The sequence below is a fragment of the Brucella sp. IR068 genome, assembly GCF_049065885.1.
GTDB classification, from domain to species: Bacteria; Pseudomonadota; Alphaproteobacteria; order Rhizobiales; family Rhizobiaceae; genus Brucella; species Brucella intermedia.
In genome coordinates, this window is record NZ_JBAKHE010000002.1 from 440,455 (window position 1) to 456,062 (window position 15,608).

Below are 15,608 nucleotides of genomic sequence, written 5' to 3' on the forward strand. Positions count from 1 at the left end.
ATTGTCTTTCCTGCCGGCGCGAAGACGCAAAACGCGTGCGCCGGACGAAACCCTGCGGGCTGTCGTGCTCATTGCGTTGCATCTGCCGGATGGTTCTGGGTTCGTCGGAATAAAAGCTGCTGCCTCCGCGCGCGATGGCCTCGTGGCGATCACGGTCTTCAGGCTCGCAATGGTCAGTCTTGCTTGACCCATAGCTGTTCCGAACGAAACGACCTCATATATGACCCGGGAAAGCCGGGCCGACCTCTTTGCTCTTTTCGAGCGTTGGCGACAGCACGTAAAGATGCGCAGTCGGCCGATGGAAACGGAGGGCGGGGGAGCCACATCTCCGCTGAATTCTGTGCCGGTTATTGGGGGCGACGAATGAATATGCCGCTGTTTTCGCTACCATTCCTTGCGGTTCGTTTAGAGAACCGGCAAACGATTCTGATAGTTCACCCAAAACCTTCCATAGCTTTTATGGCGTCGTTTGAACGATGACAAGTGCGAATATCATTTGACTTTCGCATCGCAATTTCGCCGAAAGCTGAGTATAGGCCCGATTCAAGGTCGAAATACGGCTGGAAATCCTTCATTAACTGTAGTTCTGTACGAGTGTTTCAATGGGTATTCGAGCGAGAGGGTGCAGGACAAACGTGCCGGTATCGCGATTATTGATACCAGTCATCCAAATGATGTTCCTGATTGTGGCAGCCGATGCATTTTCGAAGCGCTGAAAACGCGATGACACGATTGCTGAATTTGCGATGCCTTCTGGCGTTGTTGGCCCTTTTGTCGGTTCTGCTGGTCCAGTCCGTCTCCGTCTATGCGGCCGATCGCGTGGCCTCGCCGCTGGCTGCGCTGACTTTCCGGATGGCGGGCGACGATTTGCGGACGCGCATCGTCGTCATGTTCGACAGGGAGCCCAAGCTGTCGACCCTGCTTCTCGATAATCCGCATCGGCTTGTCGTCGACCTGCCTGAAACACGCTTCGGTTTCGATGAAAAGAGTCTGGAGCCCCGGGGTCTCGTGTCTCGCGTTCGCTACGGCCTCGTGGGCAAGGGGCGTTCGCGCCTCATCCTGACACTCCGCGGTCCGTTCAAGGTTGAGGATTTGCGCGTTCTGAAAAATGAAAGCGCATCAGGCTATCGCCTTGTGGCGGATATTGTTGCGACCTCGGACCGGGAATTTGCGGATCAGTTGCAGGGCCGCAAGGAAATAACCAGTTCCACCGATCGCGATGAAAAGCCGGTCCAGGCCGCGTCGCAGAATGGGACGGCTCGCCCGTTCACGATCATGATCGACCCCGGCCACGGTGGAATTGACAGTGGCGCGGAAAGCCTTAGCGGCATCAAGGAAAAAGACCTGACGCTCGCTTTCGGGCAGGCTCTCAGAGATCGTCTGGCGCAGGACAAGAACATCAAGGTTCTCATGACGCGCGAGGACGACACTTTTCTGCGCCTTTCCGAAAGGGTGAGGATCGCCCGCCAGCACGAAGCGGATTTGTTCATCTCCATCCATGCCGATACGATCAACCAGCACGATATTCGCGGCGCGACGGTTTATACGATTTCCGACAAGGCATCGGACTCTGTAGCGCGCGCCATGGCTGAGCGGGAAAACAAGTCCGACACCCTTGCAGGTGCGGCGCCCGAGGAGCAGCCCGAGGTTACCGATATTCTTCTGGACCTGACCAGGCGTGAAACGCACACATTTTCGCTGAGCTTTGCCGAAAAGGTGATTCACTCCCTGCAAGGACAGGTGAACCTCATCAACAATCCGCATCGCTTTGCCGGTTTTCAGGTACTGCGCGCGCCGGACGTGCCATCCGTGCTGATCGAAATCGGATATTTGTCCAATGCCGAGGACGAAAAGCTTATCAGCAACCCCGAGTGGCGCAAGAAGCTCGCGGACAGGCTTGCGATTGCGATCAAGGCGTTTGAAGCGCTGAAACATCCCGCAAGCCTCAGCAAAGGGTAGGGACCCTGAAATATGGAGAACTGTGGCGATGTCTCTTAAATGCGCAACATCTTATAAGATGCAGGCTTGCAACAGTTTAACGGATTTTCGTCATGCAGGCGAAAGCAGCAGCGTTAAATTGGTAAAAACACGTAAACCATCTTGCCTTTGACTCATTTGCTGGTCACTAAGCCAGTGATTGCCTCATGGCATAATTGGGTTAAAGGGTTGGCTGTTCGTGCATTGACCCTTATCATGTGAATAATCTGAAGGCAGGATTCCGCATTTATGGTAAGGCTTATCGGATATTTCTTCGGGATCGGAACGGTGCTGATGCTCCTCGTGGCAGGTGGCGTCGCCCTTTACGTCGGAAGTCTCACGAAGGATCTGCCAGATTACGAGGTGCTCGCAAAATACGAGCCGCCTGTAATGACGCGCGTTCATGCCTCCGATGGTAGCCTCATGGCGGAGTTTGCCCGTGAGCGCCGTCTTTATATCCCTATTCAGGCGGTGCCGAACCGCGTGAAGGCCGCTTTCGTTTCGGCTGAAGACAAGACTTTCTATGAGCATCATGGTCTTGATTTCGCCGGCCTTGCCCGCGCCATGTTGACGAACGTCAAGAATATGGGGTCCGGTCGCCGTCCGGTAGGCGCGTCCACAATCACGCAGCAGGTTGCAAAGAACTTCCTCCTGACGTCGAAACAGACCTATGATCGCAAGATCAAGGAAGCCATCCTTGCAATGCGCATCGAGCAGGCCTATTCCAAGGACCGTATTCTCGAGCTTTACCTCAACGAAATCTTCTTCGGTCTTGGTTCCTATGGTATTGCCAGCGCGGCTCTGACTTATTTCGACAAATCGGTCGGCGAACTTTCCATCGCCGAAAGCGCATATCTTGCCGCCTTGCCGAAGGGCCCGAACAATTATCACCCGTTCCGCCAGCCAGAGCGCGCCATCGAGCGCCGCAACTGGGTCATCGACCGGATGAGTGAAAACGGCTACATCACCGCGGAAGAAGCGACCGAAGCCAAGAAGCAGCCGCTGGGCGTGAAGGAGCGTTCGGACGCCCATTACGTGTTTGCCTCGGAATATTTCACCGAAGAAGTTCGCCGCCAGATAATCCAGAAATATGGCGTCGATGCGCTTTACGAAGGTGGCCTTTCCGTTCGCACCACGCTGAACCCGACCCTTCAGGTCGAGGCGCGCAAGTCCTTGCAGGCTGCGCTGCTGCGCTATGACGAGGCTCGCGGCTGGCGTGGCCCCATGAAGAATGTCGAACTTGGCAACGACTGGGGTACGGCATTCGGCGACATGCAGTCCTATGCGGATGTGCCCGAGTGGCAGCTTGCGATCGTGCTCAATGTTTCCGCCGCTGGCGCAGATATCGGTCTGCAGCCGCCGCTTGAGGCATCGGGCTCGCGCAGCAAGGAGCGCAAGCGCGCATTTATCGCGGCCGATGATATGAAGTGGGCGATGCGCATCGTGAATATCGGTGGCAAGCGCACCAGCGCCAAATCACCGGAAGGCGTGCTGAAAGCGGGCGACATTATCTATGTCTCCAAGTCCGGCGAATCTCGTTTCCGTCTCCAGCAGCCGCCGAAACTCGAGGGCGCGCTTGTTGCCATGGACCCGCACACAGGCCGTGTTCTGGCCATGGTCGGCGGCTTTTCCTACGCGGAATCGGAGTTCAACCGCGCAACGCAGGCCTATCGCCAGCCCGGTTCGTCGTTCAAGCCGTTCGTCTATGCTGCGGCCCTCGATAATGGCTATACGCCGGCTTCCGTGGTTCTGGACGGCCCGCTGGAAGTCAATCAGGGCGGTACGCTGGGCGTCTGGGCGCCGAAGAACTATTCGGGCAAGTTCTCTGGCCCGTCCACGCTGCGCTACGGTATCGAACAGTCACGTAACGTCATGACCGTGCGTCTCGCGCAGGACATGGGCATGAAGCTCGTCGCTGAATATGCGGAACGCTTTGGCATCTACGACAAGATGCTGCCCGTTCTCTCCATGGCGCTTGGTGCCGGTGAAACGACCGTTCTGCGCATGGTGACGGCCTATTCCATCATGGCGAATGGCGGCCAGAGCATAACGCCGTCGATGATCGACCGCATTCAGGATCGTTATGGCAAGACCGTGTTCAAGCACGATGCGCGCCAGTGCGAAGGCTGCAATGCACAGGACTGGGCCAATCAGGACGAGCCGACGCTGATCGATAATCGGGATCAGGTACTCGATCCTATGACGGCTTATCAGATCACCTCGATGATGGAAGGCGTCGTTCAGCGCGGCACGGCGCAGATTTTGAAGAGCCTCGACCGCCCGATGGCTGGCAAGACCGGTACGACCAACGATGAGAAGGACGCCTGGTTCGTTGGTTTCACGCCCGATCTCGTAGTGGGCGTGTTCATGGGCTATGATACGCCCACACCGCTTGGCCGCGGCAATACGGGCGGCGGTCTCGCAGCGCCTGTGTTCAAGTCCTTCATGGAGCAGGCTTTGGCCGGAACGCCGAAAGTGGATTTCCGCGTACCTGAGGGCATGACGGTCATCGCTATCAACCGCAAGACCGGTATGCGTGCCAATCAGGGCGATCCGAATGTGATCATGGAAGCTTTCAAGCCGGGTACGGGACCATCCGACAGCTATTCTGTCATCGGCATGGATTCCTTCCGCGAAGGTTCTCCGGTTGCGCCGCAGTCGCCGCAGGCAACCCGCGCTATCAACTCAGGTTCGGGCGGACTTTACTGACCGGGAAAAACGGGGCTTTACCCTTTACACTGCGCCGCGTGCTCACTATGGTCCGCGGCGCCTGGACTGTCTGTCCATGCCCGAAAGTCTGGGCCTCGTAACGACCGGCTCAGCTTCTCAATTGAATAGAATGATATTGAAGGAACGATTTGCCCATGCGCGCGGAAATCGAGACGCTGGTTGACGAAATCCAGCAGGCCATAAGCCTGCTGAGGAGGCATCTTTGACTGGGATCAGGCGATAAAACGTCTCGGCTATCTCAACCAGAAAGCTGAAGATCCCACACTCTGGAATGATGCCCAGGAAGCCCAGAAGCTGATGCGCGAGCGCCAGCAGCTGGAAGACAGCATCAATGGCATCAATCATCTGACCCAGACGCTGAACGACAGCATCGAACTGATCGCCATGGGCGAGGAAGAAAATGACAAGTCGATCATTCAGGATGCGGAAAACACCATCCGCGAACTGAAGGAAGAGATCGACCGTCGCCAGATCGATATGCTCCTGTCGGGCGAAGCCGATGCGAACGACACCTATGTCGAAGTGCACGCCGGTGCCGGTGGCACCGAAAGCCAGGACTGGGCGTCGATGCTGCTGCGCATGTATACGCGCTGGGCGGAACGCAATGGCCGCAAGGTCGAAGTGATGGAAGTGCACGAAGGCGAAGAAGCGGGCATCAAGTCCGCGACCATTCTCGTCAAGGGGCACAACTCATATGGCATGATGAAGACCGAATCGGGCGTACATCGTCTGGTCCGTATTTCGCCGTATGACTCCAACGCCCGTCGCCATACGTCTTTCGCCAGCATCTGGGTATATCCAGTCATCGATGACAATATCGACGTGCAGGTCACGGAAGCAGATGTTCGCATCGATACCTACCGCGCTTCGGGTGCTGGCGGGCAGCACGTCAATACGACCGACTCGGCAGTGCGTATCACGCATATTGCGACCGGGATCGTGGTGCAGTGCCAGGCGGAACGCTCACAGCACAAAAACCGCGAAAAGGCATGGTCGATGCTGCGCGCTCGCCTTTATGAAGAGGAACTGAAAAAGCGCGAAGCGGCGACGGATGCAGCGAATGCCACCAAGACCGATATCGGTTGGGGACACCAGATTCGCTCCTACGTCCTGCAGCCCTATCAGCTGGTCAAGGATCTGCGCACCGGTGTGGAAAGCACCAACCCGCAGGAAGTGCTGGATGGTTCCGTCACGCCGTTCATGGAAGCCGCGCTCGCGCACCGTATTCAGGGCGGCGGTGAACTGATCGACGATATCGATTGATTGCTCACTATCTGCACGGCACAGAACAAAAAAACCCGGCTCCGGCCGGGTTTTCGTTTCAGAAACTCAGAGTAACGGCTCTATCTGTTTTCCGGCCTTGAGAAAATTGACCGGATTGACCGCACGTCCGTTTTCACGGACTTCATAATGCAGGTGGCTGCCGGTCGAACGTCCGGAGCTTCCCGCTTCGCCGACAACAACTCCGGCGGCAACCTGCTGCCCGTCGCGTACAAGGACCCGGCTTAGATGCGCAAAACGGGTCGAGAAGCCATTACCATGATCGATCTCGACCATATTGCCATACCCGCCGAAACGGCCTGCCTTCACGACCTTGCCCGCTGCGGTGGACTTTACGGTCTGGCCGTAGGCTGCACGAAAATCGATGCCGGAATGAAAAGCAACCGTACCGAGAAACGGATCACGGCGCACGCCGAACAGGCTGGTTAGGGGGTTCCCTGGAGCCGGATTGGCAAGGGGAAGGGCGCTCACACGCTTGCGGACCTGATCGAGCCGGTCAAGCGCGCTATCGAGATTACGCAACTGCATGTCGAAATCATTAACCACTGTGCCGGGCGACGAAACCGGGATAAGCGGTCCGCCCATCGCCACAGATGCGTTGCCGGGCGTTTCGATACGCAGTCCGGCGGCGTTCAAAGTGTCGAGAATGCTGTCTGCTTTTTCGTAGGCGGCATCGGCCAGCACACGCACCTTGCCATTCTGCTCGCTTTCGATGCGATGAAGGTTATGGGTGATGGTGGCAAGTATCTTGTCGGAAGTTTCAAGCGTTGATTCACCCGAAATCCCGCCAGAAAGGCGCAATCCCACCGAACCGGCATCCGCACGGCGATCAGGCTCTCCAGTCGGCAATTTTCCGGGCACAGGACCGGTGATGATTGGATCGATGCCGGGGAAATCGCGTCCGGCAAGGGCTTCATTGGGGATATACTGGCTGTGCTGCTCAATATCCGGCGCCGTTTCCGCAGGCATTTCCGGCATTGGCTGCAATTGCGAAGCCCGTTCCAGCAGTGGCGCAAGTTTGCCGTCACGTGCGCTCAATGTCTGCTGACGCTGCATCAGTTCAGCAACCTTGTTCTCCATCACCTGCTGATCCAGCATCTGTCGGCTGGTGATACGGTCAACTTCGGTGCGAAGCGCTGAAATGCGGTCTTCATAAAGCTGCTGGTTGCGGGCATGGCGCGCGATGCCGGCGCTCATGAGATCATCGCGAAGCACCAGGTAAGCCGTCGCGCCAAGATATCCTGCCGAGAGAGCGAGAAACACCGCGCCGCCAAGAACTGTCATCCAGGGGCGCAACGTGAAATGGCTGATCTTTTCGCCGCGCGCAATAATCAGGACAGGCGGTTCCTTGCGCTCTCCGAACACCTTTTTCGTGGATGTTTTCGCCTGATTCCCAGTCATGCCAGCCGCATGCCCCTTCTCGATTCCCTTACTTGATTACAACTTATTAGGGTTAACAGACCTTTACATTCGGAGCTTGCGCGGGCCGTGCGACGAGGTTTGTTTTTGCCGAAGGGGTCGGCGGGATAAGGGCTAGATGGATACCGGGGACAGCGAACGATAGAAGGACGGGGTCAAGCCCGCTTCGGCACGAGCCAGTTCGTTGAAGGGCGGCTTCAGGTCGCCGCGGAAATTTGCACGCACCAGCTCCTGAAATCTCGCGACCGGGTCGATTCTGTTCCGGGCACAGAAAAAACGAAACCATTTGGCGCCGACGGCGACATGCGTTTTCTCGTCATTGTAGATGACGTCCAGAATTGCAGCGGTCTCATGATCGCCAGTCTCGATCATTTTCTCCAGCAAGGATGGGGTCACATCGAGCCCACGAGCCTCGAGAATAAGCGGTACGACAGCGAGACGGGCTTCGAGATCGTTGCGGGTCTGGTGGGCGGATTGCCAGAGTCCATCATGGGCGGGCATGTCGCCGTAATCCGCACCCAACGACTTGAGGCGATCACGCAGCAGTGTGAAATGCCGGGCTTCATCATCGGCGACTTTCATCCAGCCGTCGAAGAAACTGCGTGGTATCGGTTTGGCGGCGAAACGGGCAACAATGTCCAGCGCAAGATCGATGGCGTTCAGCTCGATATGGGCGAGGGCGTGCATCAAGGCGATGCGCCCGTGTTCCGTGTTGAGCGATCGCTTCTTCAGCATCCGCGGAGGTACGAGTTCCGGCTTTTCAGGCCGTCCGGGACGCTCGGGCAAGGGCGGATCGAGCGGACTGCGAACCGACAATGTGCGGCCAAACCAGCGGGCCGCAGTTTCTCGTGTCAGCCGGACCTTTTCGTCAAGATCGCTGGCGGATATGGCGCGGATGGCATTGCCGCGCAGCGTCTGTTCGTAAGATGGCTTGTTTGTCATCGTTCAAAGCGCGCGTGCAGCCTCGAGAACCGCATCGGCATGACCGTCTACTTTCACCTTGTTCCAGACCTGAGCGATTTTTCCTTGCGCATCGATCAGGAACGTCGTGCGTTCCACGCCCATATATTTGCGGCCGTACATGCTTTTTTCCACCCATACGCCATAGGCTTCAAGCGCTACCCGGTCTTCATCCGCGGCAAGATCGACGGTCAGGTCGTGCTTCTTGCGAAATTTCGCGTGTTTCGTCGCGCTGTCGGGAGAAAGGCCGATGACGCGAACCCCTATCTTGTCGAATTCCGGCTTCAGTTGGGAGAAGGCAATCGCTTCCTTGGTGCAGCCGGAAGTGTCGTCTTTCGGATAAAAGTAGATGACCACCGGCTTGCCCCTAAGGGATGACAGGGAGATTTCGCCATTATCCGAAGGCAGAGTGAAATCGGGTGCCGGATCGCCAACTTGGGGATGAGCCATATCTGCGCCTTTCTTTTATGGATTAGGATGGAAACCACCTGTTACAGTCTGAGCTATCGCATTCGGGCAAGGCTTGTGCAACCATTCGCGGCGTCATCGTGACGGTAGTTGATAAGCGCAAGGCTGCCAGTTCATGCATGTCGCACAAGTGACGAACTGCTTATAAAACAGGTGATTACGATCACTTACGAAAGTAAATTCTAAGGGATCGTTTGGCATGGCACTCTTTTTCTGGCTGGGTTGTTGACAGAGAAACCGCAGAAGATCCGCTTCAGCAAGCGGGAGATGAAAAGAATCGAGCGTCTCGCCGCTGATGGCGAGGGAGGCTTTTTGCCCGGCCCGGCACGTTCGAGCCGCTCTTTTCTATCGCGCTGTTCCCATGCAGTTCTATCGGTCTGCATTCTTCTGGTTCTCATCACAGGTGCCGGTTTCGTCATCCTTCGCAGCGGCGTTGACAGCAATCTTTTGCGTGACGAAGCGCAGAAAAGCCTGACGCATATTCTCGGAGAAGGCGCATCGGCCTCCATCGGTAGTGCGGCGCTGTCGCTGGATCAGGACAGCCATGTTGCGCTCGAGGCCCGGGATGTGTCGATCGCCGATCCAAAGCAGGGTGTTGAAATCAGCGGAATCAAGTCGGTGCGTCTCGGATTGGCGCCGCTGCCGCTTTTGACCGGCAAGGTGCGCGTCGCCCAGCTTGAAGTGGACGGTGTGTCCTTTGAAATGCCGGAAACGGAGGGGCCGGGTTTCTGGAAGTCGCTGCCTTACGATGAAAACGGCATTCTCGATTTCGACGCGGTTTCAGGCGAGCTTTTTGCTGCCATGCGCCGCAGCCTGGAGCTTTTGCGCGCGCAGGACACGCATGTCATCGGCATTTTCAACAGTACCGTCGCATTCAAGGTTGGCGATGAGCAGCAGGTTCTGAATATCGAGGAGGCCCGCCTGATCGAAGAAGGCGGGAAGATCGGCATCACCGGCAGTGTCATCTGGAAGGGCAAGAAAATTGCGCTGGATGGCAAGATTGACCAGCATGCAGGCGATAACAGCCTGGCAGGCTTTGAGCTGAATATTCGCGACATTCCCATAGCACTGGGTTCTCCGCCGGAAGTTGCTCCCCTCATAAACGGCAACCGTGTCAATCCGGCCCATTTCGAACTTGAGGCATCGGCCCGCTTGTCCCTGATGGGGTCAGCCGCAGACGGTGACAAGCCCGAACGTCTCGCGACCGAACTCGCCATTGATGATCTGGATATGCAACTTGGCAAGGTCGAGGACGTGCGCGGGGGTGTTCGCCTTAATCTTGAGCATGCGGTCGGAAGCCGTAAAATCGAGATCAAGTCATCCCGCCTGCAGCTTGGCGGTTTGCAGGCACAGTTCAACGGTGCTTTTGGACCCGAGCCGGAAACCGAAAGCAATACGGGCGGGCCTACGTATCGCTTTGAGGTGCTCACCACTTCGGCGACGAGCATGCCGTCGGAATCGACCGATCCGCCGTTATCCTTCGCAACACGGATAGCGGGGCGCTACATGGCCGATCAGCAACGCATCCAGTTTGCAAATCTCGATGTGCAGACGGAGAACGGTCAGCTCTTTGGTCAGGGAAGCATGGCATTCGGGGCCGGTTCGCCGGAAATGATCTTCTTGCTGCGTATTCCCCAGATGCCTGTGGCCGACGCCAAGCATCTCTGGCCCATCGATGTTGCGGACGGTGCCCGAGAATGGGTGCTCAAAAACCTTTTCGGCGGAACGCTCAAGGATAGCCGCATCGATATTTCGCTTGCGGGCGGCCGTTTCAACGGGCCGGGCCTTCCGCCGCCATTGACGGGCGATGAAATCAAGGCGGATTTCAGGGTAGTCGACACACGCTTTGATGTGGTGGGAGAACTGCCCCCCGTGCGGGACGCCGAGGGTGAAATATCGGTCCGAGGGGCCTATACGACGATCAAGCTTTTGAAAGGCGTGGCCTATACGCCGAACAACCGCAAGGTTGATGTGTCGGACGGTACGCTCATCATTCCGTGGGGACCGCAACGCCCGGTTATCGCCGAATTGGATCTCGGTGTCTCCGGCGAAGCGGCGGCCATTGCCGAAATAGCTGGGAACAAGCCCATCGACGTCCTGAAGAGTGTGCCTTTTCAGCCCGGCGATGTGACTGGCGATGTGAAATCGCGCGTCAAAGTAAACTTTGCCGTGTCCAAGGACCCGCCGCCCGGCACGCTTCGCTGGAATGCCGATATTGGCTTTACTGGTCTCAATATTTCTAAGCCGATAGCGGGCTCGTCCGTCAGCGATGCGACGGGCAGCATCAAGGTCGATCAGTCAGCCGCCAATATCACCGCCGATGCGATGCTCGACGGTGTTCCTGCAAAGATCAATCTGGTCGAGCCGGTCGATCGGTCCGGTTCGGTCAAGCGCGAGCAGAAGGTCCGGCTGGATATTGACGACAAGACCCGCAACGCGGTCTTTCCGGGGCTGAACTCCATCTTTTCGGGCCCGATGTCGGTTGACCTCGGAATGGAGGACGGCGGGAAGCGCCATGTTTCGGCCGATCTCGGCAAGACCCAGATTGACCTTCCCTGGCTCGGATGGCGCAAGGGTGCGGGCATACCCGCGAAAGCCACCTTCGATTTGGTCCAGAGCCCTGACGACAAAAGCAAGATGGACATCCATAATCTTGTTTTTTCCGGGGATGCTTTCGGCGCCAAGGGCGATCTCTCGATCGCGAAAGGCGACTTCCAGTCCGCGAATTTCAGCGACATACGCCTGAACAGAAACGATAGCCTCGCGGTCAAGGCGACGAAGAGCGGCAACAGCTATCGTGTCAATGTGCGCGGCTCGCAATTCGATGCGCGCGCCCTGATCAAACAGGTCTCGGACCTTGGGGGAAAAAGCGGAAGCGGCAGCAAATCCAGCAATCCACGCGTGGTTGTAAGCGCCCAGATCGACGAGGTCGGGGGCTTTAACGGCGAAACGCTGCGCAATGTCAATGTTTCCTATGAAAGTGCTGGCAGCAAGGTTTCGGGCGTATCGGTCAACGCTGTTACATCATCCGGTGAGTCATTCGTGGCGACGAACAACGATCAGGGCGATGCGCGCTCCATTTCGCTTCAGTCGAACGATGCTGGCGCGGTTCTTCGCTTTTTCGACTTCTATGACAAGATGCGCGGCGGCAAGATCACAGTCGGGCTTGCAGCACAGGGCAACGGTCCTTTGCGCGGCCAGATCGACGCACGCAACTTTGCCATTATCAACGAACCGCGTCTGGCCAAGATCGTTTCCAGTCCACCCTCAGATGGGGGCACAAGTCTCAACCAGGCCGTAAAACGCGATATCGACGTATCACGTGTTGACGTGGAGCGCGGTTTCTCGCTGATCGAAAAGGGCAATGGCTACCTGAACCTGTCGAAGGGAGTTGTGCGAGGACCCGCCGTCGGTACGACCTTCCAGGGAACGCTCTATGACCAGCAAGGCAACATGTCCATCACCGGCACATTCATGCCCGCTTACGGCGTCAACCGGCTGTTCGGCGAGCTTCCTATCGTGGGTGCGTTGCTCGGCAACGGACGCGACCGTGGCTTGATTGGAATTACCTACAAGCTTGCTGGAAGCGCCAAGCAGCCCCAGGTGATCGTCAACCCGATTTCAGTCATCGCTCCCGGTATATTCCGCTCCATATTCGAGTTCTAATGCAAAACGACCGATCTGAACGAGGTTGCGCACGATGAAACGTCTCCTTCTGACACTGGCTTTCTTGCTGCCCGCGGTGCATGCGAATGCGGACTCTCTCTACGACAAATGCATTCAACAATCCGATGGCACAAACTCCGCTTGGGCGGAGTGTGGTGGCGCGTGGGTGAAGCGGGCCGACAGTGCGCTGAACGCGGCATGGAAGAAGACCTACGGTCAGGCTGATGGGCAGACAAAGACTGATTTGCTGGCCGAACAGCGCCTTTGGAACAGCTACAAGGAAGCGTCCTGCAAATTCTACGCGAATGGCGATTGGGGACGTGAAGGACAGGTGCTTTCGTTTCCGGCTTGCCGGGCGAAAGTCATAGAAGCACGTACCAAGCAATTGCTCGGATACAACGAACGGTGATCCGCCGACAAGCTTTCCCGCTTTAACGATGCCCCTCACAATAAAGCCGGGCGCAAGGCCCGGCTTTGTTCATTCCATGATCGTCCGGTTTATGCTGGACGGATCAGCACGTGACGCTTCTTGCCCAGCGACAGCTTGATGACGCCTTGATCGTTCAGAGCACCAGCGTCGACCATCATGCGGGGATCACTGACCGGCTCGTCATTGATGCGCACCGCGCCGCCTTCAACATGGCGACGGGCTTCGCCATTGGTCGTGCACAGTTCAGCGAGAACCATCAATGCCAGAACACCGATGCCACTGTTCAACGTTGCCTTGTGAACGCCGACCGTCGGGAGGTTTTCCGACAGTTCGCCATCCTCGAAGGTCTTGCGCGCCGTTTCCGCGGCTTCCTCGGCTGCGTCACGACCGTGCAGCATGGCCGTTACTTCCGTCGCGAGGATTTTCTTCGCCTCGTTGATTTCAACACCTTCAAGAGCGGCCAGCTTGGCGATCTCGTCCAGCGGAAGTGCCGTATAGAGCTTCAGGAACCGCTCCACGTCCGCATCTTCCGTGTTGCGCCAGTATTGCCAGAAATCATAGGCGCTCAGCATTTCGGCGTTCAGCCAGATGGCGCCGCCAAGCGACTTGCCCATCTTCTGGCCGGATGCCGTCGTCAACAGCGGCGAGGTGAGGGCGTAGAGCTGTGGGGTTCCCATACGGTGACCGAGATCGATACCGTTGATGATATTACCCCACTGATCCGAACCGCCCATCTGGAGGCGAATGTCATGGCGCTTGTTCAGTTCCACGAAATCGTAGGCCTGAAGGATCATGTAGTTGAATTCGAGGAATGAGAGCGACTGCTCACGATCGAGGCGCGTCTTCACCGAATCGAACGAAAGCATGCGATTGACCGAGAAATGACGGCCGACATCGCGCAGGAATTCCAGATAGTTGATGTTGCGCAGCCAGTCGGCATTGTTGACCATCAGGGCGTCGGTCGGGCCATCACCAAAGGTAAGGTAGTTGGCAAAGACACGCTTGATGCCGGCGATGTTCTCGGCAATCGTATCCTCGGTCATCAGCTTGCGGGCTTCGTCCTTGAAGGACGGGTCGCCAACCATGCCAGTCCCGCCGCCCATCAGCGCGACGGGCCTGTGGCCGGTCTGCTGGAGCCAGTGCAGCATCATGATCTGGATCAGTCCGCCTGCATGAAGGCTCGGAGCCGTGGGGTCGAAGCCGATATAGGCCGTCACGGTTTCCTTGGCCAACAATTCGTCGAGGCCACTTTCATCGGAAATCTGATGAATGAAGCCACGCTCGGAAAGCGTGCGAAGAAAATCGGATTTGAAACCGGACATTCCTTTTCCCTGACTGATAAGGCGAAGTTGAAACTGGTCGCAAGCGGCTGCTTACATCCATGTGATAAGTCCGCCTTTAGCACCAATCAACCGCCAATAACAAGGAAACTCCCGAATTGGCGGATTGCGAACCGGTAATTTGGCTTCATCTATTGGGGGGACTGGCGTTGGCCTCAGTGTTGTGCGGTGCTTGAAAACAGATTGAGCACAATGACACCGGCAATGATCAATCCCATGCCCAGCACGGCGGCGAGGTCGAGCTTCTGGCCGAACAATAGCCACCCGATCAAAGCAACGAGCGTCACGCCTATTCCAGACCATATCGCATAGGCGATGCCGACGGGGATGCTCTTCAGCGTCAGGGAAAGAAAATAGAAGGCCAGTCCATAAGCGACGATGACGATCATGGATGGTCCCAGCCGGGTAAAGCCTTCGGACGCCTTGAGGCTGAGCGTTCCGATGACTTCGGACACGATGGCGATAGCGAGGATAGCATAAACCGGCATGTCACGCTCGTGAGATGGAGATGAAAGGACGAATCATTTGACGGCGATGGTAACATCGCATGAAAAATCCGGCGGGAGACCCGCCGGATGAGACGCTGCAAATCGGGAAAACGACTTGCCGGATTGCTTGTTAGCGAAGGCGCTTCGGACGCGCTTCCACCAGTTCGCCAGCCAGACGGCGATCAAGATATTCGGCGCAATCCTCGATGAGTTCATCGCCCTGACCGGTGAAGAAGTGGTTTGCTCCCGGAATCGTGGTCTGGGTGATGGTGATGCCCTTCTGGGTCTTCAGCTTGTCGACCAGAGCCTGCACGTCCTTCGGCGGCGCGACCTTGTCGTTATCGCCATGGATGATGAGGCCGGATGACGGGCAGGGCGCCAGGAAGGAGAAATCATAGGTATTCGGCTGCGGGGCGACGGAAATGAAGCCTTCGATTTCCGGGCGGCGCATCAGAAGCTGCATGCCGATCCACGCACCGAACGAGTAACCGGCGACCCAGCACGTCTTGGAGTCGGGGTGAAGCGCCTGCACCCAGTCGAGAGCGCTTGCCGCGTCCGACAACTCGCCCGCACCGTGGTCGAATTCGCCCTGGCTGCGTCCAATACCGCGGAAGTTGAAGCGCAACGTCGTGAAGCCGCGCTGCTGGAACATGTAGAAAAGATCATAGACGATCTTGTTGTTCATCGTGCCGCCGAACTGCGGATGCGGATGAAGGATGAGCGCGATTGGAGCATTCTTTTCTTTGGAAGGCTGATAGCGACCTTCGAGGCGTCCGGCAGGGCCGTTGAAAATGACTTCTGGCATGTGTACTCCGCTCGTAACGGGAAGACCGGATCTGGACGGCGAAA

At 57.1% G+C, this 15,608-nt stretch carries 12 protein-coding genes; 6 read left to right on the forward strand and 6 right to left on the reverse strand.

Annotated elements, in window-relative coordinates:
* Position 1: 1 nt before the first annotated feature.
* The 4 genes from ACOWVS_RS05130 to prfB all read left to right on the forward strand — a co-directional run bounded on the left by ACOWVS_RS05130 (position 2) and on the right by prfB (position 5,970).
* Positions 2-187, forward strand: coding sequence for a hypothetical protein (locus tag ACOWVS_RS05130; RefSeq protein WP_006466695.1), 186 nt, complete (start codon positions 2-4; stop codon positions 185-187).
* Between the two features lie 536 nt (positions 188-723).
* Positions 724-1,959, forward strand: coding sequence for an N-acetylmuramoyl-L-alanine amidase (locus tag ACOWVS_RS05135; RefSeq protein WP_021585080.1), 1,236 nt, complete (start codon positions 724-726; stop codon positions 1,957-1,959).
* 267 nt (positions 1,960-2,226) lie between these two features.
* Positions 2,227-4,686 (forward strand): penicillin-binding protein 1A, encoded by a 2,460-nt coding sequence (locus ACOWVS_RS05140; RefSeq protein ID WP_021585081.1) that lies wholly within the window; start codon positions 2,227-2,229, stop codon positions 4,684-4,686.
* 155 nt (positions 4,687-4,841) lie between these two features.
* A protein-coding gene (gene prfB, locus ACOWVS_RS05145; protein WP_100647369.1) for a peptide chain release factor 2 occupies positions 4,842-5,970 on the forward strand; the annotation gives its coding sequence in 2 pieces (ribosomal slippage) (positions 4,842-4,910 and positions 4,912-5,970; 1,128 coding nt in all).
* A 66-nt stretch (positions 5,971-6,036) separates the two neighbouring features.
* Here prfB and ACOWVS_RS05150 read toward each other — a convergent pair.
* From ACOWVS_RS05150 to bcp, 3 genes are all read right to left on the reverse strand, one after another.
* Positions 6,037-7,389 (reverse strand): M23 family metallopeptidase, encoded by a 1,353-nt coding sequence (locus tag ACOWVS_RS05150; RefSeq protein WP_021585082.1) that lies wholly within the window; start codon positions 7,387-7,389, stop codon positions 6,037-6,039.
* A gap of 132 nt (positions 7,390-7,521) precedes the next feature.
* Positions 7,522-8,349, reverse strand: a complete 828-nt coding sequence (locus ACOWVS_RS05155) for a ferritin-like domain-containing protein (RefSeq protein WP_021585083.1) — start codon at positions 8,347-8,349, stop codon at positions 7,522-7,524.
* Positions 8,350-8,352: 3 nt separating this feature from the next.
* The gene (gene bcp / locus ACOWVS_RS05160) at positions 8,353-8,817 is read right to left on the reverse strand and encodes a thioredoxin-dependent thiol peroxidase (protein ID WP_021585084.1); all 465 of its coding nucleotides are present in this window, start codon (positions 8,815-8,817) and stop codon (positions 8,353-8,355) included.
* 285 nt (positions 8,818-9,102) lie between these two features.
* On the opposite strand from bcp, the gene ACOWVS_RS05165 reads away from it, so the two are divergent.
* The gene (locus ACOWVS_RS05165) at positions 9,103-12,501 is read left to right on the forward strand and encodes a DUF3971 domain-containing protein (protein WP_031345990.1); all 3,399 of its coding nucleotides are present in this window, start codon (positions 9,103-9,105) and stop codon (positions 12,499-12,501) included.
* A 34-nt stretch (positions 12,502-12,535) separates the two neighbouring features.
* Positions 12,536-12,910, forward strand: a complete 375-nt coding sequence (locus ACOWVS_RS05170) for a lysozyme inhibitor LprI family protein (protein ID WP_021585086.1) — start codon at positions 12,536-12,538, stop codon at positions 12,908-12,910.
* Between the two features lie 89 nt (positions 12,911-12,999).
* Here the strand turns inward: ACOWVS_RS05170 and tyrS are convergent, their stop codons facing one another.
* The 3 genes from tyrS to ACOWVS_RS05185 form a co-directional block, all read right to left on the reverse strand.
* Complete coding sequence (tyrS, locus tag ACOWVS_RS05175; RefSeq protein WP_021585087.1) at positions 13,000-14,253, reverse strand: tyrosine--tRNA ligase; 1,254 nt, start codon at positions 14,251-14,253, stop codon at positions 13,000-13,002.
* 173 nt (positions 14,254-14,426) lie between these two features.
* On the reverse strand, positions 14,427-14,759 hold the full coding sequence (locus tag ACOWVS_RS05180; protein WP_021585088.1) for a DMT family transporter: 333 nt from the start codon (positions 14,757-14,759) through the stop codon (positions 14,427-14,429).
* Positions 14,760-14,889: 130 nt separating this feature from the next.
* Complete coding sequence (locus ACOWVS_RS05185; protein WP_006472141.1) at positions 14,890-15,564, reverse strand: alpha/beta hydrolase; 675 nt, start codon at positions 15,562-15,564, stop codon at positions 14,890-14,892.
* Between the last annotated feature and the right edge of the window lie 44 nt (positions 15,565-15,608).